This window comes from Myxococcus sp. NMCA1 (assembly GCF_026810205.1).
GTDB classification, from domain to species: Bacteria; Myxococcota; Myxococcia; order Myxococcales; family Myxococcaceae; genus Myxococcus; species Myxococcus xanthus_A.
Genome location: NZ_CP113950.1, coordinates 6,989,489 through 7,005,755, shown reverse-complemented (window position 1 = coordinate 7,005,755; position 16,267 = coordinate 6,989,489). Strand labels below are relative to the sequence as shown.

The following is a 16,267-nucleotide window of genomic DNA, read 5'->3' as shown; positions in this document are numbered from 1 at the left end:
CGACAAGTACGCACTATTTTCGCACGTAGGTACAAAAAGGTAACCAATGGCCCGGCACAAGACCTACGACTGCTCCGCGGGCTGCCCCGTGGAGGCCACGCTCGATTTGATTGGCGGCAAGTGGAAGGGGCTCATCCTCTATCACTTGCTCGACGGCACGCTTCGCTTCGGGGAGCTGCGCAAGCGCATCCCTGGCGTCACCGCGCGCATGTTGACCCAACAACTTCGCGAACTCGAAGCCAGCGGGCTGGTGCACCGCAAGGTGCACGCCGAGGTGCCTCCCCGCGTCGAGTACCGCCTCACCGAGCTGGGGGAATCCCTCCGCAAGGTGGTGCTGGCCCTGCGCGCCTGGGGAGAGAGCTACCTGGGCCAGCGCGCCCAGAAGTCACCGAAGCTGACAGCGGTCCGTTGAGGCGGGCGGCGTTTCCAGTGAGGAATGCGCAGACTGCACGCATCCCTGAATCTGGAGGTCCTCCATGCAACTGTTCCTGACGGGCGCGAGCGGCTTCATCGGCGGCTCCCTTGCTCACTCGCTGAAGGCCCGCGGCCACGCCATCCGGGGGCTGGTCCGGGACAAGGCGAAGGCGGAGCGGCTGGCGGCGCTCGGTATCGAGCCCGTGCTGGGTGATTTGGAGGACCGCGCCTTGCTGACGGCCGAGGCGCGGCGTGCGGACGCGGTCATCAACGCGGCCAGCAGTGACCACGCGGAGGCTGTCGAGGCGCTCCTCGCGGGACTGCGCGGCTCCGGCAAGCCGCTGCTCCACACCAGTGGTTCCAGCGTGATTGGCGATGACGTCCGGGGCGACGTGCTCTCCGACAAGGTGTTCGACGAGGACACCCCCTTCATCGTCGAGCCCGACAAGCAGGCCCGTCACGCGGTCGACAACAGCGTGCTCGCCGCCGAGGGAATGCGCGGCATCGTCCTGTGCAACACGATGATCTACGGCACGGGCACCGGGCTCAGCCCGGACAGCGTGCAGATTCCCCCGCTGGTGAAGCAGGCGCGCAAGAGCGGCGTGGTGCGCATCGTCGGCAAGGGCGTCAACCGCTGGTCCAACGTGCACATCGATGACGTGGTGGCGCTGTACCTGCTCGCCTTGGCGCGCGCTCCCGCCGGTGCCTTCTACTTCGTGGAGAACGGCGAGGCCTCCTTCGCGGAGATTGGCACCGCCATCGCCCAGCGGCTCGGGCTGGGGCCCGTCCAATCCTGGTCGGTGGAGGACGCCAGCCGCGAGTGGGGTGAAGGCCACGCGCGCTACTCCTTCGGCTCCAACAGCCGGGTGCGTGGCAAGCGCGCGCGCCGCGAACTGGAGTGGAATCCCCGGCACGACTCCGTCACGGCGTGGATTCGCGACGAAATGCCGCTCGATTGAGCGCTAGTTCCAGGGGAAGACGGGGCCCCAGACGGAGTCCCGGCTCAGCGCGATGGGGAGCTTGAGTGTCAACACCAGCCCCACCTCGCGGGCATGCCGCGTCCGCTCCACGCCGCCGGGGCCGATGTCCGGCTCCCCGGCCAGCGGAATCCCGAAGCGCACGCCCAGGCTGCCGAACACGAGGGCCAGGTAGGGCGCGACGTGCAGGCCCGTCGTCGCAACGCGTGTCCGGCTCGCCGTTTCATGCATGACGCCCAGCTCCACGCCCCCGAAGAACAGGGTGCCCTGGAGCCCGGCGCAGAGCCGCGCGCTGCCGCGCTCCATCTTCTGCGCCTGCGCGAAGAGGCCCAGGGCGCCTACGTCCTTGAACCAATTGAGCGTCAACTCCCCGCCCACGCCCGTGCCGGGCTCGTCCGCCCCGAAGGCAACGCTGTACATGGGGCCCACGGACAGCCAGGTCTCTTCTTCGGGGAACAGCGTGATGTCCGCCCTCGCGGGCAGGGCGAAGAGCACGGTAGCCGCCAGGAGCGGGACGGGAAGGCGCATGCGGCCGCCCGGATGCAACCACCGGGCCCTGCATCCCCTTGAGGTGACGGCACTTCGGCGTGTGCAAGCGCCTGCACGCTGAGCAGCCGCACCTGTGCAGCCACTCATTTCTTCCGAGGCTTCGGGGCCGCGGGGCGAGCCGGCGCGGCGGGGGGCTCCACGGTGCCTAGCGTGACGGGGCCTTCGCGGTACAGGGCATTGACCTTGCCGCCGCGAAGCTCCAGGGCCGCGAGGTTCCGCCCGTACCCGGTGCTCAGCCCGGTGTCGATGAGCAGCGCCTTGCCGTTGAACCGCACCTTCACCTTGCCGTCGCGGTTCGTGGTGTGCCCCATGACCATGCGCCTGGCGCCATAACGCTTCAGCACCGCGTCCAGCGCGGGTTCGGCGTCCTGCGGCTCGCCCAGTGCGTAGCCTCGGAACCACAAGGGGCCCTGTGCGTCCCGCGCGCCGCCGGGCGGATGGTCGGGGAAGAAGTCCTGGCGCACCCAGCGGTTGAGCTCGGCCAGGTTTCCGCCGGGAACGCCGGGCGCGACGCCGCCGTGCACGAAGAGGGTGTCGTTGATGCGCACCACGGCGGCGTGCTTGCGCAGCCACTGGCCGTAGCGGCCCTGGAGGCTGTACGCGACGCGGTGCCCGTTGAGGCCGGGGGGGGAGCCGGCGCTCTCCTGCTCGGGGCTCTGGTCGGCGAACGAAGCCATCTCCCCGGGGCTCACGTAGCGCAGGTCACCCAGCATGTTCATGGCTTCATGGTTGCCGAGCAGGGCGTGGACCCGTCCGCCCGCGGCGAGCGCTTCCTGCTCCAGCCGCATGAGCAGGTCGAACGCCGCTCGCGTCTGGTCGCCCCGGTCCGGCACGTCGCCCGTCTGGACCAGGTGCGTCTTGCCGCCAATCCACCGGTCCTTCGCGTCGATGAGGCCGGCGAGCCGTAGCACCTCCTTCAGGGCGTCCACGTCACCGTGCACGTCCCCCACCGCCACCACGCGCTCCACGCCGGTGAAGGTGTCGGGGACCGCGTCCTCCAGCCGAGGCGGCGTCGGGGCTTGGGGTGAGGGTGCCGCCGCCAGGAGCAGCGGGACGAGCACGAGCAGGGGGCGCGTGCGGAGCAAAGAGGGGGCCATGGGAATGTCCTCTGGTGAGACGGCGCGCCTGGGCTGGCCGGCCCAGGCGCGCTGGAGGACCTCAGCGTGTCACGCCCGCGCGGCCCTCGGTGCCTGAATCGCCTCCAGGCACCCGGGTCGCTCGTTCAGGCGACGGAGGGTTCAGCGGTAGTCCCACTTCTGGTTCGGGTTGCCCGTGCACTCGTAGATGATGAGCCGGGCGCCGCTGGACGTGTTGTGGTTCACGATGTCCACGCACTTGTTGGCGAGCACGCTGACCAGGTCACCCGCGCCGCTCAGCACGAACTGCTGTGCCGGGTTGCCGCTGCAGTTGGCCAACTGGATGGCCGCGCCGTTGGCCGTGGAGGCCCAGGCCACGTCCATGCACTTGCCGCCTGCCTGAACGGTGCCGTTGACGAAGGTCCACCGCTGCGCGTTCGTGCCATTGCAGTCCCACATCTGGAGCTGCACGCCGTCGGAGAAGTTGGAGTTGGGCACGTCGATGCACTTGCCGTTGAGGCGCGACACGAAGGACCGTCCGCTGCTGCCGCCGCCCGTCGTGCGGAGCGTCAGGCCGTAGGCGCCCAGGATGGGGTTGACGGGCTGGTAGAACGTCTGCGGCGGATTGCCGTTGGCACACGTGCCCGCCACGCCGGACGTCACGCCCTGGGCCTGGTTGCCGGAGATGACGGAGCCGCCGGAGTCTCCGCCGTCCGCGCACGCGTTCGTCTTGTGCAGGCCGTACACGGGCCCGACGGAGTAGTTGACGGTGATGTTCTTCGCCTGGAGCACGCCGCACCGCCAGCCGGTGGTGTAGCCGGAGCGGCAGATGGAGGCATTCACAGGAGCCTCCTGGGAGCCCGCGACGGTGACGTTGCCGCCGCTGTAGTTGTTGACCCACGGCTGTGGGGTCCACGAGCCATTGGTGGCCACCCAGCCGTAGTCGGAGCCGGGCCAGACGGAGCCACGGATGGTGCCCAGGGCCACGCCGTTGTGCCCCGTGGTGGGCGTGCCGGCGCCGCCGCAGTGGCCGGCGGTGACGAAGCCCCCGTTGACGGGGAAGCCCACCGAACAGCGGTAGTTGCTGAAGTAGTACGGGTCACCGCCGCGCAGGTCGTAGGCGGGCTCGGGCGCGTGGGTGGAGGCCACCACGCGGAGGCTGCCGTCCTTCAGGCCCGAGCTCTGCGCGATGAAGGCCTCCGCGCGTAGCTTCGTCTGGCTGGAGGCGTCCACGTAGACGACGACGCTGTTCGTCGGCAGGTCGACGTACCAGGAGTGGATGGCGGGCGAGAGCGCCTGGACGTTCTGGTCCAGCTCCGCCTTCACCTGCTCCAGCCGCGCCAGGCTCCGCGCCACGCGCACGGTCTTCACGCCGGCGACCCGGGCCTTGGCGAGGCGGGACTCGTCGGTGACACCGACGATGAGCTGGCCGCCCTCCGCGTCGAGCCAGGCGCCACCGAAGGCGTCGCCCAGTTGTTCACGCATCGTCTGCTCCAGCCCGGGCGCCTTCGCTTCGAAGGACAGGCGCTGATGCACCTGCTGCTCGGTGAGCCCAAGGTCCCGGCGCATCGCGGAGACGATTTCTGGCGACACATCGTTCGAGGCCTCGGCGGCCATCGGCAGGCCCGTCAGGGTGGCAAGGCCAGCGAACATCGCCGCGGTAGAAAGCCAATCAGACATTCGATTCATGGAAGTAGATGGGGAGTGTTCCCGCGGCAGAGCGAACGCCAGGGCAGGGGACATCGCCTGCGCGTGGGAGTGAGAGGGATTCCCTGGCGTGATGTGGAGTCCGCATGAGCATGCGGCATGCCAACGCGGGTGCAGCGCCTTCCAGGGGCGAGTGAGGTGATGGCGTATGCCCCACTCGCAATTTTATGACGGACAGGTGGTGACAGCCGTCCTCGGCTGGTGACAGGTGTTACCACCCCGCGTCAGGCCGAAATCGAGCTGGCTGACGTTGGGACTGCTGCTGTGTGGCAGCGCGGCACACGCGGACGCGCTGCCGTACCAAGGTGGACAAGGTCGTGGTGGCCTGTCCCTGACGCGCGCGACGAACTGTACTGCTCCCTGGATGCAGCACAGCGAGCGACACGCTGGGAGGACGTAGGATGGCGTCACGCTCATGCGCACCCACACTGAGTCCATTCCCTACGAAGTCCACCGCGATGACGGGTTCGTCGCCTCCGACGACCCCGCGCGCATCGACCTGGACGTCGTCCATGGCTACCTGTCCCGCTCATACTGGTCCGCGGGCATTCCCCGGGAGACGGTCGAACGGGCCGCCCAGAACTCGCTCGTCTTTGGGCTCTATTCGTCTGGAGGCCAGGTGGGCTACGCCCGCGTCGTCACCGACCGCGCGAGCTTCGCCTATCTTTGTGACGTCTTCGTCCTGGAGTCGTACCAGGGGCGGGGTCTGGGCCAGTGGATGATGGAGGCGCTGCTCGCGCATCCCGACCTGCAAGGGCTTCGGCGGTTCTTGCTCGCCACGCGAGATGCCCATTCACTCTATGCGCGTTACGGCTTTCAGCCATTGGGCGCGCCCGCGCGCTTCATGGAGCGCCATGACCCGGACGTCTATGTCCGAAATCGAGAAGAGGGCGCGAAAGGGAAGGCAGGATGAGGCCCTAGTCACGACAATCGTTCCATGCCCAACTCCAACTGCTTCCTGCGGTCGATGCGCTGCTGGCTGTCTTTGGGGTTGGGCGCGGTGCTCCGGGCGAGCCAACGCAACGCGTCTTCGCTACTTCACTGAGACAATTTCTTTCCAGACATAGCTGTCTGATTTTTGCGGGAAATAGCGAGGGCAGGACGCTGTTTCGTCGTCAGGTGCTTGTGACAGGCTTCAAGGGTTGGTACCTTGAAATTTCGAAATGCTGTTTATGCCGGGATGCGGATTTTTTGATGAATCTGTCGTCCGAGGAGAGAGCAGCGTGCAACAGATTGAGGTCATCCGGCAGCTCGACCATCGGTTCCAGCATCAGGAGCCGTTTGGGAACTCATTGAAAATCGTGTTGCGTGTCATCGAACGCTACAAGTTCGTCCTGGAGGTGTTGTCGCGCCAGGACGCGCGGTTGCGAGCGCTGACGGAGCGCGTCGAGGCGCTGGACACCGCGTCTGTGAATGTCTTGTTCGGTGACCTGCTCGTGCGCGCCGCGCTGGAGACGGCCATCAGCAAGCTGGAGACGACGGGGCGGGTAGGGGCGGTGCGTGACACCTTCCCGGCGCTGCTCGGAGAGGCACTCGATTCGCTGGAGGAGAGCCGTCGGCTGTCCGTCGCGCGCAAGGCGATGGGGCGTGACTTCACGGTGGGGCCTTCGGGCCGCACCTGGGTCTGGGACCTCCCGGACACACCGTCGCGGGTCGGGGACCTGCTGCGCGACAGCATCCGCACCGGGTTCATGCCTGGGGCCAAGAGCAGCGTCGAAATCATCCGTCCGACGCCACGCATGGTGGAAGGCCTGGAGCGGGCCTGTGAGCTGCTCCGGCGGCTGGTGCCGGAGATGGCGCAGAGCGTCTTCCTGCACCTGCACTGCATCGCCGTGGCGAACATCCGGGGCCCGCGTGGCCGGATGCTCACCGGCTCCGGGGGCGACGGCACGCCGTGCATGATTTTCATCGACCCGGACGAGCTGGAGAACCCGTGGGACACGGCGGGCCACATCCTGCATGAGGCGATTCACCTCAAGCTCTCCGACCTGATTCGCACGGGCGCCATCGTGACGGATGACGACCCGGTGGAGCTGCCCTGGGGACGGCGGACGGCCCTGTCCAACAGCGTCTTCGCCTACCACGCGTACGCGCACATGCAGGTGTTCCGCGAGGCGGTGAAGCACCTGGGGCCGGACTGCTACGCGGAGTTCGGCGCGCCCCGTGACTACGACGCTCCGGCCCACGCGATGTCGGTGGTGAAGAACGACGTCAAGCCCTACTCCCGGGCCGAGGAGCGGCTGGCGTACCTGCACTCGCAGCTCTCGGGCCCGCTGTCGCCCCGGGTAACGCCCTACGGGCGCGAGCTCGTCGCGTGGCTCTGGGACACGGTTCGTCCCCTGGTGGACGGAGTCACCACGGGCGACACCGCTCCGCGCGCCGCGGCCTCCACGCCGGCACCGTCCAGCTCCAGCAGGGCGCCGTCCTCGGTGCGTTACCGGCAGGGGCGGGACCTCTCGTTGCGCCGCTCTCCGGCGTCGGAGGTGCTGTTCGCGCTGGACCCCTCGTCGCAGAAGATCGTCACCCTGAACCTGTCGGCGTGGCTCGCCTTCGAGCTGTGTGACGGCAAGACGGAGGAAGAGGTTCTCACCTCGTACACGTCGTCGCTGGGGCTCGGGGCCGAGCGCGCCTGGGCCCAGCTGGCGCCCACGCTCAGGGGCCTGGAGTCAAGCGGGATGATTGAGCAGGTCACCGAGGGAGGTGCACCGTGACGAGTGTCCTGGGCGTCGTTCAGACCGCGGACCGGGCGCTGTCGAGGCACTCTGTGTTCGGAGACTCGCCGCGAATCCTGGCGAAGGTGCTGACCCGTTACCGCTTTGGCGTGGAGTTGTTCGCAGAGCGGCTGCCGTCCCTGGCGCGCGCCGCGTCCGCGGTGGAGTCGCTCAGCGACGCCGACGCGCGCCGCGTCTTCTTCGACCCGCTCGTGCGCCTGACGCTGGAGCAGGCCTTCTCCGGCCTGGAGGCGGGCCACCTGGCGTCGCCGCACCCGCTGGAGGAGATGCTGCCGGGCGCGCTGGAGGCGCTGCCGCTGGGCCTGTGCGAGTCGCGCATGCCGTCGCGCTGGCGGGTGGGCTCGGAGGTGCCGAAGTGGCTGTGGGATGTGGCTCGGCCCGCGGACCCGTACTCCCGGGCGCTGCATGCCGCGTTCGACGGCGTCTTCGGCGCGAAGTCCAAGAGCGGCGGCACGCTCTTGAGCCCGGACGCCACCGCGCAGCGGAAGATCAACGACTCCATCGAGCTGCTCTCCCTGCTGCTGCCCGACTCGGGCGCCAGCGCGCTGACCCACATCGAGGCCATCGCGCTGCTCAGCGCTCGGCTCGAAGGGGGCACCGTCCTGTCCGCCGCGGGGGGAGACCTGACGCCCTCCACCATCTTCCTGTCGCTGGAGGAACTCGGGAACCCCTGGGACGTCGCCGGATGTCTGCTGCACGAAGGGCTTCACATGAAGCTCTTCGATGCGACTCGCTCGGTGGCGCTCGCGGCCCGCCCGGAGGAGACCATCCAGGTCCCCTGGCGTGACATCCGCTGGTCCATCGTCCGCACGGTGTTCGCCTACCACGTCTACGTGCACCTCTCGCTCTTCAAGGCGGCCGCGCTCACGGCGGACCGCACCCTGACGGAGCGGTTCGGGGACCCCTCGGCGTATGTGTCCCGCCCGCATGCGATGTCGGTGGTGAACAACGACAGTGCCTCGCGCTACGGCCGCTCGGTGGACCGGGCTCGCTACTTGGGGGAGATGTTGCTGACGGAGTGGGCCCACCTGCTCACACCGCAGGGGCGCGACTTCGTCAGGTGGCTGCGCGAGTCCCTGGCGCCCGTGGACCGCGAGCTTTTCCTCAAGGACGCCGGTCCCCGAGCCTGTGAGCAGGAGCGGGCCGCGTACCGCAAGGTCAACGGGCTGCGGGTCCGCCCGTCGAAGCAGGGCGAGTGCTTGATGGTGTTCTCACCGGCCGCGCCGCGCATCCACTGGCTCGACTTGAATGCGTGGCTGATTTTCGAACTCAGCGACGGCCGGACGTACTCCGACATGGAGCGGGCTTACCTCGAGGTTGTCGGCGCGAGAGTGGCCCCGGACGAGGCGCGCCGGCAGTTGCGTTCGGGGCTCGACTCACTAGTACGCAGTACCCTCGTAGAGCCAACACGGCAGCAAGGAGACGTGGCATGAACAACGGATCGCAGTGGCTGGAGACCGTGAAGAACCTGGTGGCCGAGAAGGACCTGCTCCAGGAGCCGAGCGTGACGTGTGGGTCGAGCGTGGAGCGCCAGTGGTGGCCTCCCTACGTCGTCAACGACACGTCCAAGAAGGAGGACTGACCCCCGTCGGGTCAGCCTGAAGCCCTGACGTTCTGCCCGCCGTGTCCGCGCTCTCTCGAGCCGGATGCGGCGGGCGCTGTGCCGTATCCCCATGCCACCAAGGACAGCGAGCGAATGGACACCTATGACATCGTGGTGGCGGGCAACGGCGCGCTGGGCCTGGCGACCGCGCGCGCCTTGACGCTGGTGGACCCCCGTCTGCGCATCGCCATGGTCGGTCCCGTCAGCCGTCCCGCGGGAGCGTCCCCCGCCGCTGGGGCGATGCTGGGGTGCTATGGGGAAGTGACGGCGCCCTTGTTGCGGACCGCGCCGGGCCGCGCGAAGCATGCCAAGGGCGTGCTCGCCGCGCGCCTCTGGCCTTCATGGCTGGAGCAGCTCAATGGCGAGCTGCCCGAGGACGCGCACGTCCAGGTCCGCGCCGGCACCATCGTCTTCAGCAACGCCAAGTCCGGGACGATTGAGGATGAGAACTTCATCGCCATCCAGCAGGCGGTGAAGGATGAGGAAGAGCCCCACGAACTGCTGGACCCCAACCAGGTGCCGGGCCTGAATCCCGCGGAGGACTGCCGGCCCAAGCAGGCGCTGTTCCTTCCCCGCGAGGGCTCGGTGGACGCGAGCCGCCTGCTGCGGGCGCTCACCCTGTCCCTGGAGCAGTCGCCGCAGGTGTCTATCGTGGATGGGGCGGTCAAGACGCTGGACGTCCAGGGGGGCCGCGTGACGGGCGTGCGGTTGGAGGATGGCCGCGCGCTGAGCGCCGCGCAGGTGGTGCTCGCCATGGGCGTGGGGACGCAGGCGGTCCTCGACGAGCTGCCGGAGCTGGCGCGGCGAATCCCCCGCATCTTCAGCGGCGGCGGGACGTCGCTGCTGCTCCAGGTGCCCAGGCCGTCGCTCCAGCACGTGGTGCGCACGCCGAACCGGGCCTTTGCCTGTGGCCTTCATGGCATGCCCCGCGGGGGCGACCAGCTCTACTTCGGCGCGACGAACATCCTGATGGCTCGGCCGATGCTTCGCACCACGCCGGCCGACATGTACTTCCTGCTGGAGTGCGTCCTGGAGCAGATTGACCAGGACCTCTGCGCCGCGCAGCTCGTGGCCTGGCAGGCGGGAAACCGGCCCGTCACCGTGGACACGTGCCCGCTCATTGGACCGACGTCCGTGGACGGACTGTGGCTGCTCACGGGCACGTACCGCGACGGGCTGTTCCTCTCCCCGCTGCTGGGGCAGCACATGGCGCGGCGGATGTGCGGGCAGAGCGGCCTGGTGGCCGAGGACTTCCTGCCGGAGCGCAAGCCCATCTCCCTCTACACGCTGAAGGAGGCGCGCGCGGAGGCGCTCAAGCACTACCTGGCCATGGGGTGGGAGCACGGCATCCGGCTGCCCAAGGTGGGCTGGCACCGCGCCTTCCCGCGCTTCTACCAGCAGATGCTGGACTCGCTCTACGACGCGCTGGGAGAGGAGGAGTTCGTCATGCCCCCGGAGCTCCTGGCCATCGTCGACAGCAATCGCGCGGCCATGGTGCCGTTCTTCCGCAACTACTACGCGGAGGTCCGCAAGGCCTGGGCGTGAAGCGGGCCCAGGCCCGGGCCGCTCAGCGGCTCTCCACCGCCGTCCGGTTCTGCCGGGCGGTGACCGCCTCAAGCACCGTCGCTGGAGGGACGACGCCCTCGCGCCCGAGCAGCACCGCGGTGGATTCGCCCTCCGCCACCACCTTCCCGCGCGAGAGGAACTGGTGGGTGGCATAGAAGTACTTCTCGTCCCAACGGGTAATCGACATGGACACCGTGTACTTCTGGAACGGGCGAAGCGGCTTTTTGTAGTCCATGGTGTGACGCACGATGATGGGCGCCCACTTTTGCTTGAGCATGAGCGCCAGCAGGCCCGTCCGGATGAACAGGTCGACCCGGCTCAAGTCACAGACGGTGAGGAACCGTCCGTTGTTCATGTGCAGGTTCAGGTCCAGGTCATTGGGCAGGACGCGCTGCTCCAGCGTGCTCGTCAGCGCGTCCACGCGCATCTCCGGCTTCCAGAGCGAGGAGAGCATGACCCACAACATCCTGAGATAGAGATTCATGTGCTTCGGACGGCTCCTGCAGGAAGAACGAGATGAGCCGGGCCGGCGGGTAGTAACCCAGCCCGGAGGAACGCTGATACATGAAACCCAGGTGCCCGCCATGCGGCGTCAGCTCCAGCCGCACGTGCTCCCGCAGCGCGCGTGCGTCAGGGAGCGTGTCCCGGGCGACGAGCGGGTCGTCCTCGGCGTTGAGGACGAGGAAGGGCACTTCGATGCCCGACAGGAATTGCTGGCTGCTGCACCGCTCGTAGTAGTCCTCCGCGTCCTTGAAGCCGTGGAGGGGCGCGGTGAAGGCCTCGTCGAAGGCCTGGATGCTGCGCATCCCGTTCAGCGTCCCAACGCGTGACGCGAACTCCGGCAGGTGGGCCTTGAGCCGCGCGACGCGCTTGTACGAGTTCAACACGCGGAGCTGGTAGAGCTGGTTGATGCCTTCGCAGGCCCGCCGGGCCGTGCTGCCCAGGGAGAACGTCAGGGACACGGCCGCCGCGGCGGACAGCTGGCTGGCGTGGCCCGTCTCCGCCAGGTAGCGAATCAACATGCTGCCGCCCAGGGAGAAGCCCACGCCATAGAGCGGCGTGTGGGGCTCCTGCTCACGGACGAAGCGCGCCAGCCAGGCCAGGTGGTCGGTGAAACCCGCGTGATAGAAGGGGGCCCGCCGGTTGGGCACGGCGCCGCCCCGGTGGCACAACACCGCCGCGCGCAGGCCGCGCAGGGACAGCTCCGACAGGAGGCTGCGGACGTAGGTGGAGTCCTGGGTGCCCTGCATGCCGGGCAGCAGGATGAACAAGGGCCCTGGCCGCGTCCGGTTCAGCCAGTACACGTCCACGAAGTCGCCGTCCGCCAGCTCGTGGCGGATGTGCTCGGTGAGCACGTCGTGTCGGCGCCGGTCCAGGTGGGGGACGACGGTCTGCACATGGGAGAAGCGCAGCCACCAGGGGACGTGGAAGGCGTTCGCGTGCTCAGCCATGGACGGTCCGCGTGTGGGACTCTTCGGGCAGCGGCATGCCCACCTCGGCCATGACGGCCAGGTCCTTCTCCGTCAGCACACGGGTGCGCCGCCGCACGATGTCCGCTCCCAGCACCAGGTTGAAGTTGGACACGCCGCCATAGCGGTGGTGCAGGAAGTGGTTGCGGTAGACGGCGCGCATGTAGCGGGTCCGCAGCAGCCACGCCAGCCACCGGGGCGCGGTGCGCTGTCCTTCCTCGAAGGGCAGGTGCAGGTACGGGTGGACGAAGTGGCTCATGAAGGGCGGCAGCAGCAGCGTCACGCAGCCGGCCAGGAAGGCAATGGGCTTGAGCGTGAAGTAGAACACCGGGAAGAAGATGACCAGCGGGGCCACGAAGACGAAGGCGCCCTCGCCGTGCAGCCGGGTGGCAAATGCGCCGTTGATGATGGTCCGGCCGTGCTTGCCCCGCTGGAGCAGCTCCTCGGTGAGCTTCTGCTTCTCCTCCTCGCTCCGGAACTGCGTCACGTGGTTGCTCCGAAAAGTCCTCACGTGATGGATGGTGTGGTGGGAGAAGTGCGTGTTGATCATCGGCCGGAACAGCCGCGGCGCGCGGTTCCAGAAGCGCACCGCCTTCGGACGCGCGTCGGACACGTACTCGTGCATGAAGGACTCGACGTACGAGGAGATGACGTACCCCAGCACGAGTCCGAGGAGGACATGGACGTAATCAGGCATTTTCAGCGTTCCTCGCCGGAGAAGGTCATCAGTCGGACCAGCTGACCTGTCGGCTCGATGGAGGGCGGGGAGGCCAGCGGTGTCCTGGCCTGGCCCGCGTGGGCAGGGGGAAAGCCCGTCATCCTGCCGGTGGCCTCGTCGTACACCTTGAGGCGGAAGGCGAGCACCGAGTCGCGCAAGTCCAGCTTCACGCCCTCTTCGGCCAGGCCGTGCCGCTCCATGTAACCGCGCAGCAGGTAGTTGGGAATCTGGGGCTTCAGGTGATGGACGTGGTGCAGGTTGATGGCGCCGAAGAGCCACTCGAACGCGCGCGGCAGCACCAGGTGACTGCTGCCCTGGAGCGCCGAGCCCTTCAGGGACCACTGCGCCCGGGGAACCCAGTAGGGCCGCTCCACCTGGTGCTGCACGAAGAAGAGCCAGATGCCCAGGCCCGCGGCCACCTGGGTGATGATGAGGTGCACCACCAGCCACCGGGGCCAGTCACCCAGCGCCAGGAACGCGAGGTGGACGGCCACCAGCGCAAGGTTCGTCACCAGGATGGAGCGGCGCTCGGGCCTGCGCTCCTTGGCGACGATGCCCGGCATGCGGAAGCGCAGCAGGAACTGGAAGATGGGCCCCACGCCCAGGAGGACCGCGGGGTGCCGGTACAGCCGGTAGCGCAGGCGTTGGGAGGGCTTGAGCGCCAGGTACTCCTGGGCCGTCATCGTCACGATGTCGCCCACGCCGCGCCGGTCGAGGTCGCCGCTGGTGCTGTGATGGACCAGGTGCATGGCCCGCCAGTACGCGTGCGGCGCCAGCGTCAGCATGCCCAGCACCACGCCCACCCGGTCATTCGTCACCGGACGCTGGAACAGCGAGCGGTGGGCACAGTCGTGCTGGAGGATGAAGACCCGGACGAGCACGACGCCCGCGAGCACCGCCAGCGCCACGCCGCCCACCAGGCTTTGGGCGAAGAAGACATAGCTGGCCCCCGCGAGCAGGACATAGGCGCCCACGCATCCCACGAGCTGGACCACGCTCCGCTGGGTGCGCGCCCGCCAATCCTGGGACTGGGCGCGAGAATCGCTAACGGTGGATGCGTCAGATGGCATGGCTGCCCCGAATCCCCAGACTTCCCCCAAGGGCTGTCAATTTAGGGATTTCCGACATAACGCGCGTTGATTCTCGAATCAAGAATCCCCGGAGTGGTGGGTCGCTTGACGTCGTCGGGCGCAGAATTCTCCTGCGGGCTCGGGGCCTCTGGGGGCCGGGCCCTGCGGCGCAGGTGCCTCAACCCGGTGAGACGCCGAGCGCCCCACAGTAGAAGCAGAGCTCGTCGACGTCCTGCTCGATGAGCGCCGTCAGGGTGGTGCCGCCCCCATGCCCGGAGTCGCGAAGCGGGAGCAGGAGAAAGGGCCCGCCCTGCGTGCCGTCTGCCTGAAGTCTGGCGACCATCTTCAGCGGGTCGTGGGGAGGGGCGGTCCGGTCGTTCAGCGCGGCGACGAAGGCCATCCGGGGGTAACGAAGCCCGGCTCTGACATTGTGGTAGGGCGAGTACCCCGCGAGGTAGGCACCCTCAACCGGGTCCTCGGGTGAGCCGTATTCGACGGTGGCCGAGCTCAGGTAGCCGAAGCTCGGGAAGCGCAGCATGTCGAGCGTGGGCGCGCGGCAGAAGACGGCACCAAAGGACGCTGGGGCCTGCAGGGCGGTGACGGCGACCAGCAGCCCACCGTTGCTGTTTCCTCGCGAGGCCAGTCGGGCGGGCACCGTGTAGCCCTCCGAGACGAGCCAGCGCGCCGCCGCGATGAAGTCGTCGAAGGCGTTCTGCCGACGTGTCTTGAGGGCCGCCTCGTGCCAGGCGCGGCCGTACTCTCCGCCGCCCCGTACGTTGGCGAAGGCCAGCACGCCGCCCCACTTCAGCCAGGCGGCTTGGAGCGGCGTGAAGCGCGGCTCCACGGAGATGTTGAAGCCGCCGTAGCCACTCAGCCTCACGGGCCACTGTCCGTCGCGCGGCAGGTCCTTCCGGTGGACGAGGAACATGGACACCCGGGTGCCGTCGAGCGACGGGTACCAGACCTGCTCCGTCACGTATTTGGACGCGTCGAGCCCGACGTCGGGGACGTGGTACGGCGTCAGCAGGTCTGCGTCGTAGTCGTAGCAATAGACAGAGGGGGCCTGCACGTACGACATGAAGTTCACCCACACCTCGTCGCCCCGCCATGGGCCGCTGACGCCGCTGACGATTCCCTCGCCCTCGTTGCGATTCACGGCGCCCAGGGCTGGGAGCTTCAGGTCGCGCAGCCAGGTGCCGTCCTCGGCGTGGATGCGCACGTGGTGCGCCGCCGCGCGTGAGTAGACGGCGTAGAGCCGGCCGCCGACGCCCGCGACCGTCTGAAGCGTGTGCTCGCTTTCAGGGATGAGCGTCCGCCACTGTGTGGGCGCCGACAGCGGCGCGGTGCAGAGCCGGCCACGAGGCGCCTCGAGGTCGGTGTGGATGAGCAGGGACTCGCCGATGACCTGCACCTGATTGAGGGACTTCATCCCCGTGGCCACGGGGATGCGCGCATCGTCCACGAGGCGCAGCAGGGTGATGACGTTGGCGTGGACGTAGTCCCACTTCGCGAGCACGGCGAAGCGGCCGCACTCGCTCACTTTGACGGTGCACCAGTACTCCTTCTCGTGGTCATCACCGAAGACGCGCCGGGCGGGTGCGCCCGAGCCCAGCCGGTGCTCGTAGACGGCGTTCCAGTGAGCCTCTTCGCCCGCGGGCACCTCGCCGGGGTCGGGGTTCGCGGCGTAGAAGAACCCGGATGCATCGGGCCGCCAGGCCACCGAGGCGTGGCTGGTGCCTCGGGGGCGGTCCGGCAGCAGCCTCCCCGTCGAGACCTCGAGTACGTGAATCAATGCGCCGTGGGCGCTTCCCACGGCCTTGCCGAACGCGACGAATGCGCCATCCGGGGAGGGGACCGCGAAGACGAGCACCTCGTTGCTCGCCCACGTGTTGGGGTCGAGCAACGTCTCCAACGGCGCTCCTTCGTGGCGCCGGAGCAGGAGCTTGAGCTTGTCGTCGCGGGCCTCTGCCTGCCAGAGGAACTCACGCCCCCCCGGACCGGCGGAAATGGGCGGGGACCTGCGTGCCTGCCGCGCGGAGCGGGTGACCGCCTCGCGCAGTGCCTCGCGGCCAGGGAGGGCGTGGAGCACCGATTGCGTGAGGGCCTCCTGCTCGGAAATCCACGCCTGCGTCTCCGGCGCATCGAGCTGTTCCATCCACGCGTAGGGGTCGTCGAAGCGCTGGCCGTGCAGCGTGTAGCCGCTCCGCGCGTCTCTGCGTGTGGAGGGGTACTTCCAGGTCCGGTCCACGGGCGTCATCGGCTGTTCCTTCACGGGGCGTTGGTCCTGGCGCGGACGTGCGGGCAGGAAGGCGCGGCGCGGTTGTAGCCCAACCGCGAAGGGGCCACCTTCGCGCGGCGCGGTGTCGAACTCCGGAATTTCGCGCGT

Annotated in this window: 15 protein-coding genes; 7 read left to right on the top strand and 8 right to left on the bottom strand. The window is 68.5% G+C overall.

The window, feature by feature from the left end; translation table 11 throughout:
- Positions 1-46: 46 nt before the first annotated feature.
- The gene (locus OZ403_RS28825; protein WP_140794523.1) at positions 47-412 is read left to right on the top strand and encodes a winged helix-turn-helix transcriptional regulator; all 366 of its coding nucleotides are present in this window, start codon (positions 47-49) and stop codon (positions 410-412) included.
- Between the two features lie 64 nt (positions 413-476).
- A complete protein-coding gene (locus tag OZ403_RS28820; protein ID WP_268782284.1) occupies positions 477-1,373 on the top strand; it encodes an NAD-dependent epimerase/dehydratase family protein in 897 nt (298 codons plus the stop codon).
- Positions 1,374-1,376: 3 nt separating this feature from the next.
- Here the strand turns inward: OZ403_RS28820 and OZ403_RS28815 are convergent, their stop codons facing one another.
- The 3 genes from OZ403_RS28815 to OZ403_RS28805 form a co-directional block, all read right to left on the bottom strand.
- Entirely contained in the window at positions 1,377-1,919 is a 543-nt protein-coding gene (locus OZ403_RS28815; RefSeq protein ID WP_268782283.1) for a hypothetical protein, read from the bottom strand.
- A gap of 104 nt (positions 1,920-2,023) precedes the next feature.
- Positions 2,024-3,037 carry a metallophosphoesterase gene (locus OZ403_RS28810; protein WP_268782282.1) on the bottom strand — a complete coding sequence of 338 codons (1,014 nt, stop codon included), beginning with the start codon at positions 3,035-3,037 and terminating at the stop codon, positions 2,024-2,026.
- A gap of 141 nt (positions 3,038-3,178) precedes the next feature.
- The gene (locus OZ403_RS28805) at positions 3,179-4,696 is read right to left on the bottom strand and encodes a ricin-type beta-trefoil lectin domain protein (protein WP_268782281.1); all 1,518 of its coding nucleotides are present in this window, start codon (positions 4,694-4,696) and stop codon (positions 3,179-3,181) included.
- Positions 4,697-5,138: 442 nt separating this feature from the next.
- On the opposite strand from OZ403_RS28805, the gene OZ403_RS28800 reads away from it, so the two are divergent.
- From OZ403_RS28800 to OZ403_RS28780, 5 genes are all read left to right on the top strand, one after another.
- Entirely contained in the window at positions 5,139-5,636 is a 498-nt protein-coding gene (locus OZ403_RS28800; RefSeq protein WP_268782280.1) for a GNAT family N-acetyltransferase, read from the top strand.
- Between the two features lie 310 nt (positions 5,637-5,946).
- Positions 5,947-7,434: an aKG-HExxH-type peptide beta-hydroxylase gene (locus OZ403_RS28795; protein ID WP_140794518.1), complete on the top strand. Its 1,488-nt coding sequence runs from the start codon at positions 5,947-5,949 to the stop codon at positions 7,432-7,434.
- Positions 7,431-8,888: an aKG-HExxH-type peptide beta-hydroxylase gene (locus OZ403_RS28790; RefSeq protein ID WP_268782279.1), complete on the top strand. Its 1,458-nt coding sequence runs from the start codon at positions 7,431-7,433 to the stop codon at positions 8,886-8,888. The genes OZ403_RS28795 and OZ403_RS28790 overlap by 4 nt, the downstream gene beginning before the upstream one ends.
- Positions 8,885-9,037, top strand: coding sequence for a hypothetical protein (locus tag OZ403_RS28785; protein ID WP_268782278.1), 153 nt, complete (start codon positions 8,885-8,887; stop codon positions 9,035-9,037). Before OZ403_RS28790 ends, OZ403_RS28785 begins: the two co-directional genes overlap by 4 nt.
- A gap of 114 nt (positions 9,038-9,151) precedes the next feature.
- Positions 9,152-10,603: an NAD(P)/FAD-dependent oxidoreductase gene (locus OZ403_RS28780; RefSeq protein ID WP_268782277.1), complete on the top strand. Its 1,452-nt coding sequence runs from the start codon at positions 9,152-9,154 to the stop codon at positions 10,601-10,603.
- Between the two features lie 22 nt (positions 10,604-10,625).
- Here the strand turns inward: OZ403_RS28780 and OZ403_RS28775 are convergent, their stop codons facing one another.
- The 5 genes from OZ403_RS28775 to OZ403_RS28755 all read right to left on the bottom strand — a co-directional run bounded on the left by OZ403_RS28775 (position 10,626) and on the right by OZ403_RS28755 (position 16,153).
- Positions 10,626-11,078, bottom strand: a complete 453-nt coding sequence (locus OZ403_RS28775) for an acyl-CoA thioesterase (RefSeq protein ID WP_237081489.1) — start codon at positions 11,076-11,078, stop codon at positions 10,626-10,628.
- The gene (locus OZ403_RS28770; RefSeq protein ID WP_268782276.1) at positions 10,999-12,075 is read right to left on the bottom strand and encodes a YheT family hydrolase; all 1,077 of its coding nucleotides are present in this window, start codon (positions 12,073-12,075) and stop codon (positions 10,999-11,001) included. The genes OZ403_RS28775 and OZ403_RS28770 overlap by 80 nt, the downstream gene beginning before the upstream one ends.
- Positions 12,068-12,790: a hypothetical protein gene (locus OZ403_RS28765; RefSeq protein WP_268782275.1), complete on the bottom strand. Its 723-nt coding sequence runs from the start codon at positions 12,788-12,790 to the stop codon at positions 12,068-12,070. Before OZ403_RS28765 ends, OZ403_RS28770 begins: the two co-directional genes overlap by 8 nt.
- 2 nt (positions 12,791-12,792) lie before the next feature.
- On the bottom strand, positions 12,793-13,881 hold the full coding sequence (locus tag OZ403_RS28760) for a fatty acid desaturase (protein WP_268782274.1): 1,089 nt from the start codon (positions 13,879-13,881) through the stop codon (positions 12,793-12,795).
- A gap of 178 nt (positions 13,882-14,059) precedes the next feature.
- Positions 14,060-16,153: a prolyl oligopeptidase family serine peptidase gene (locus tag OZ403_RS28755; protein ID WP_268782273.1), complete on the bottom strand. Its 2,094-nt coding sequence runs from the start codon at positions 16,151-16,153 to the stop codon at positions 14,060-14,062.
- Between the last annotated feature and the right edge of the window lie 114 nt (positions 16,154-16,267).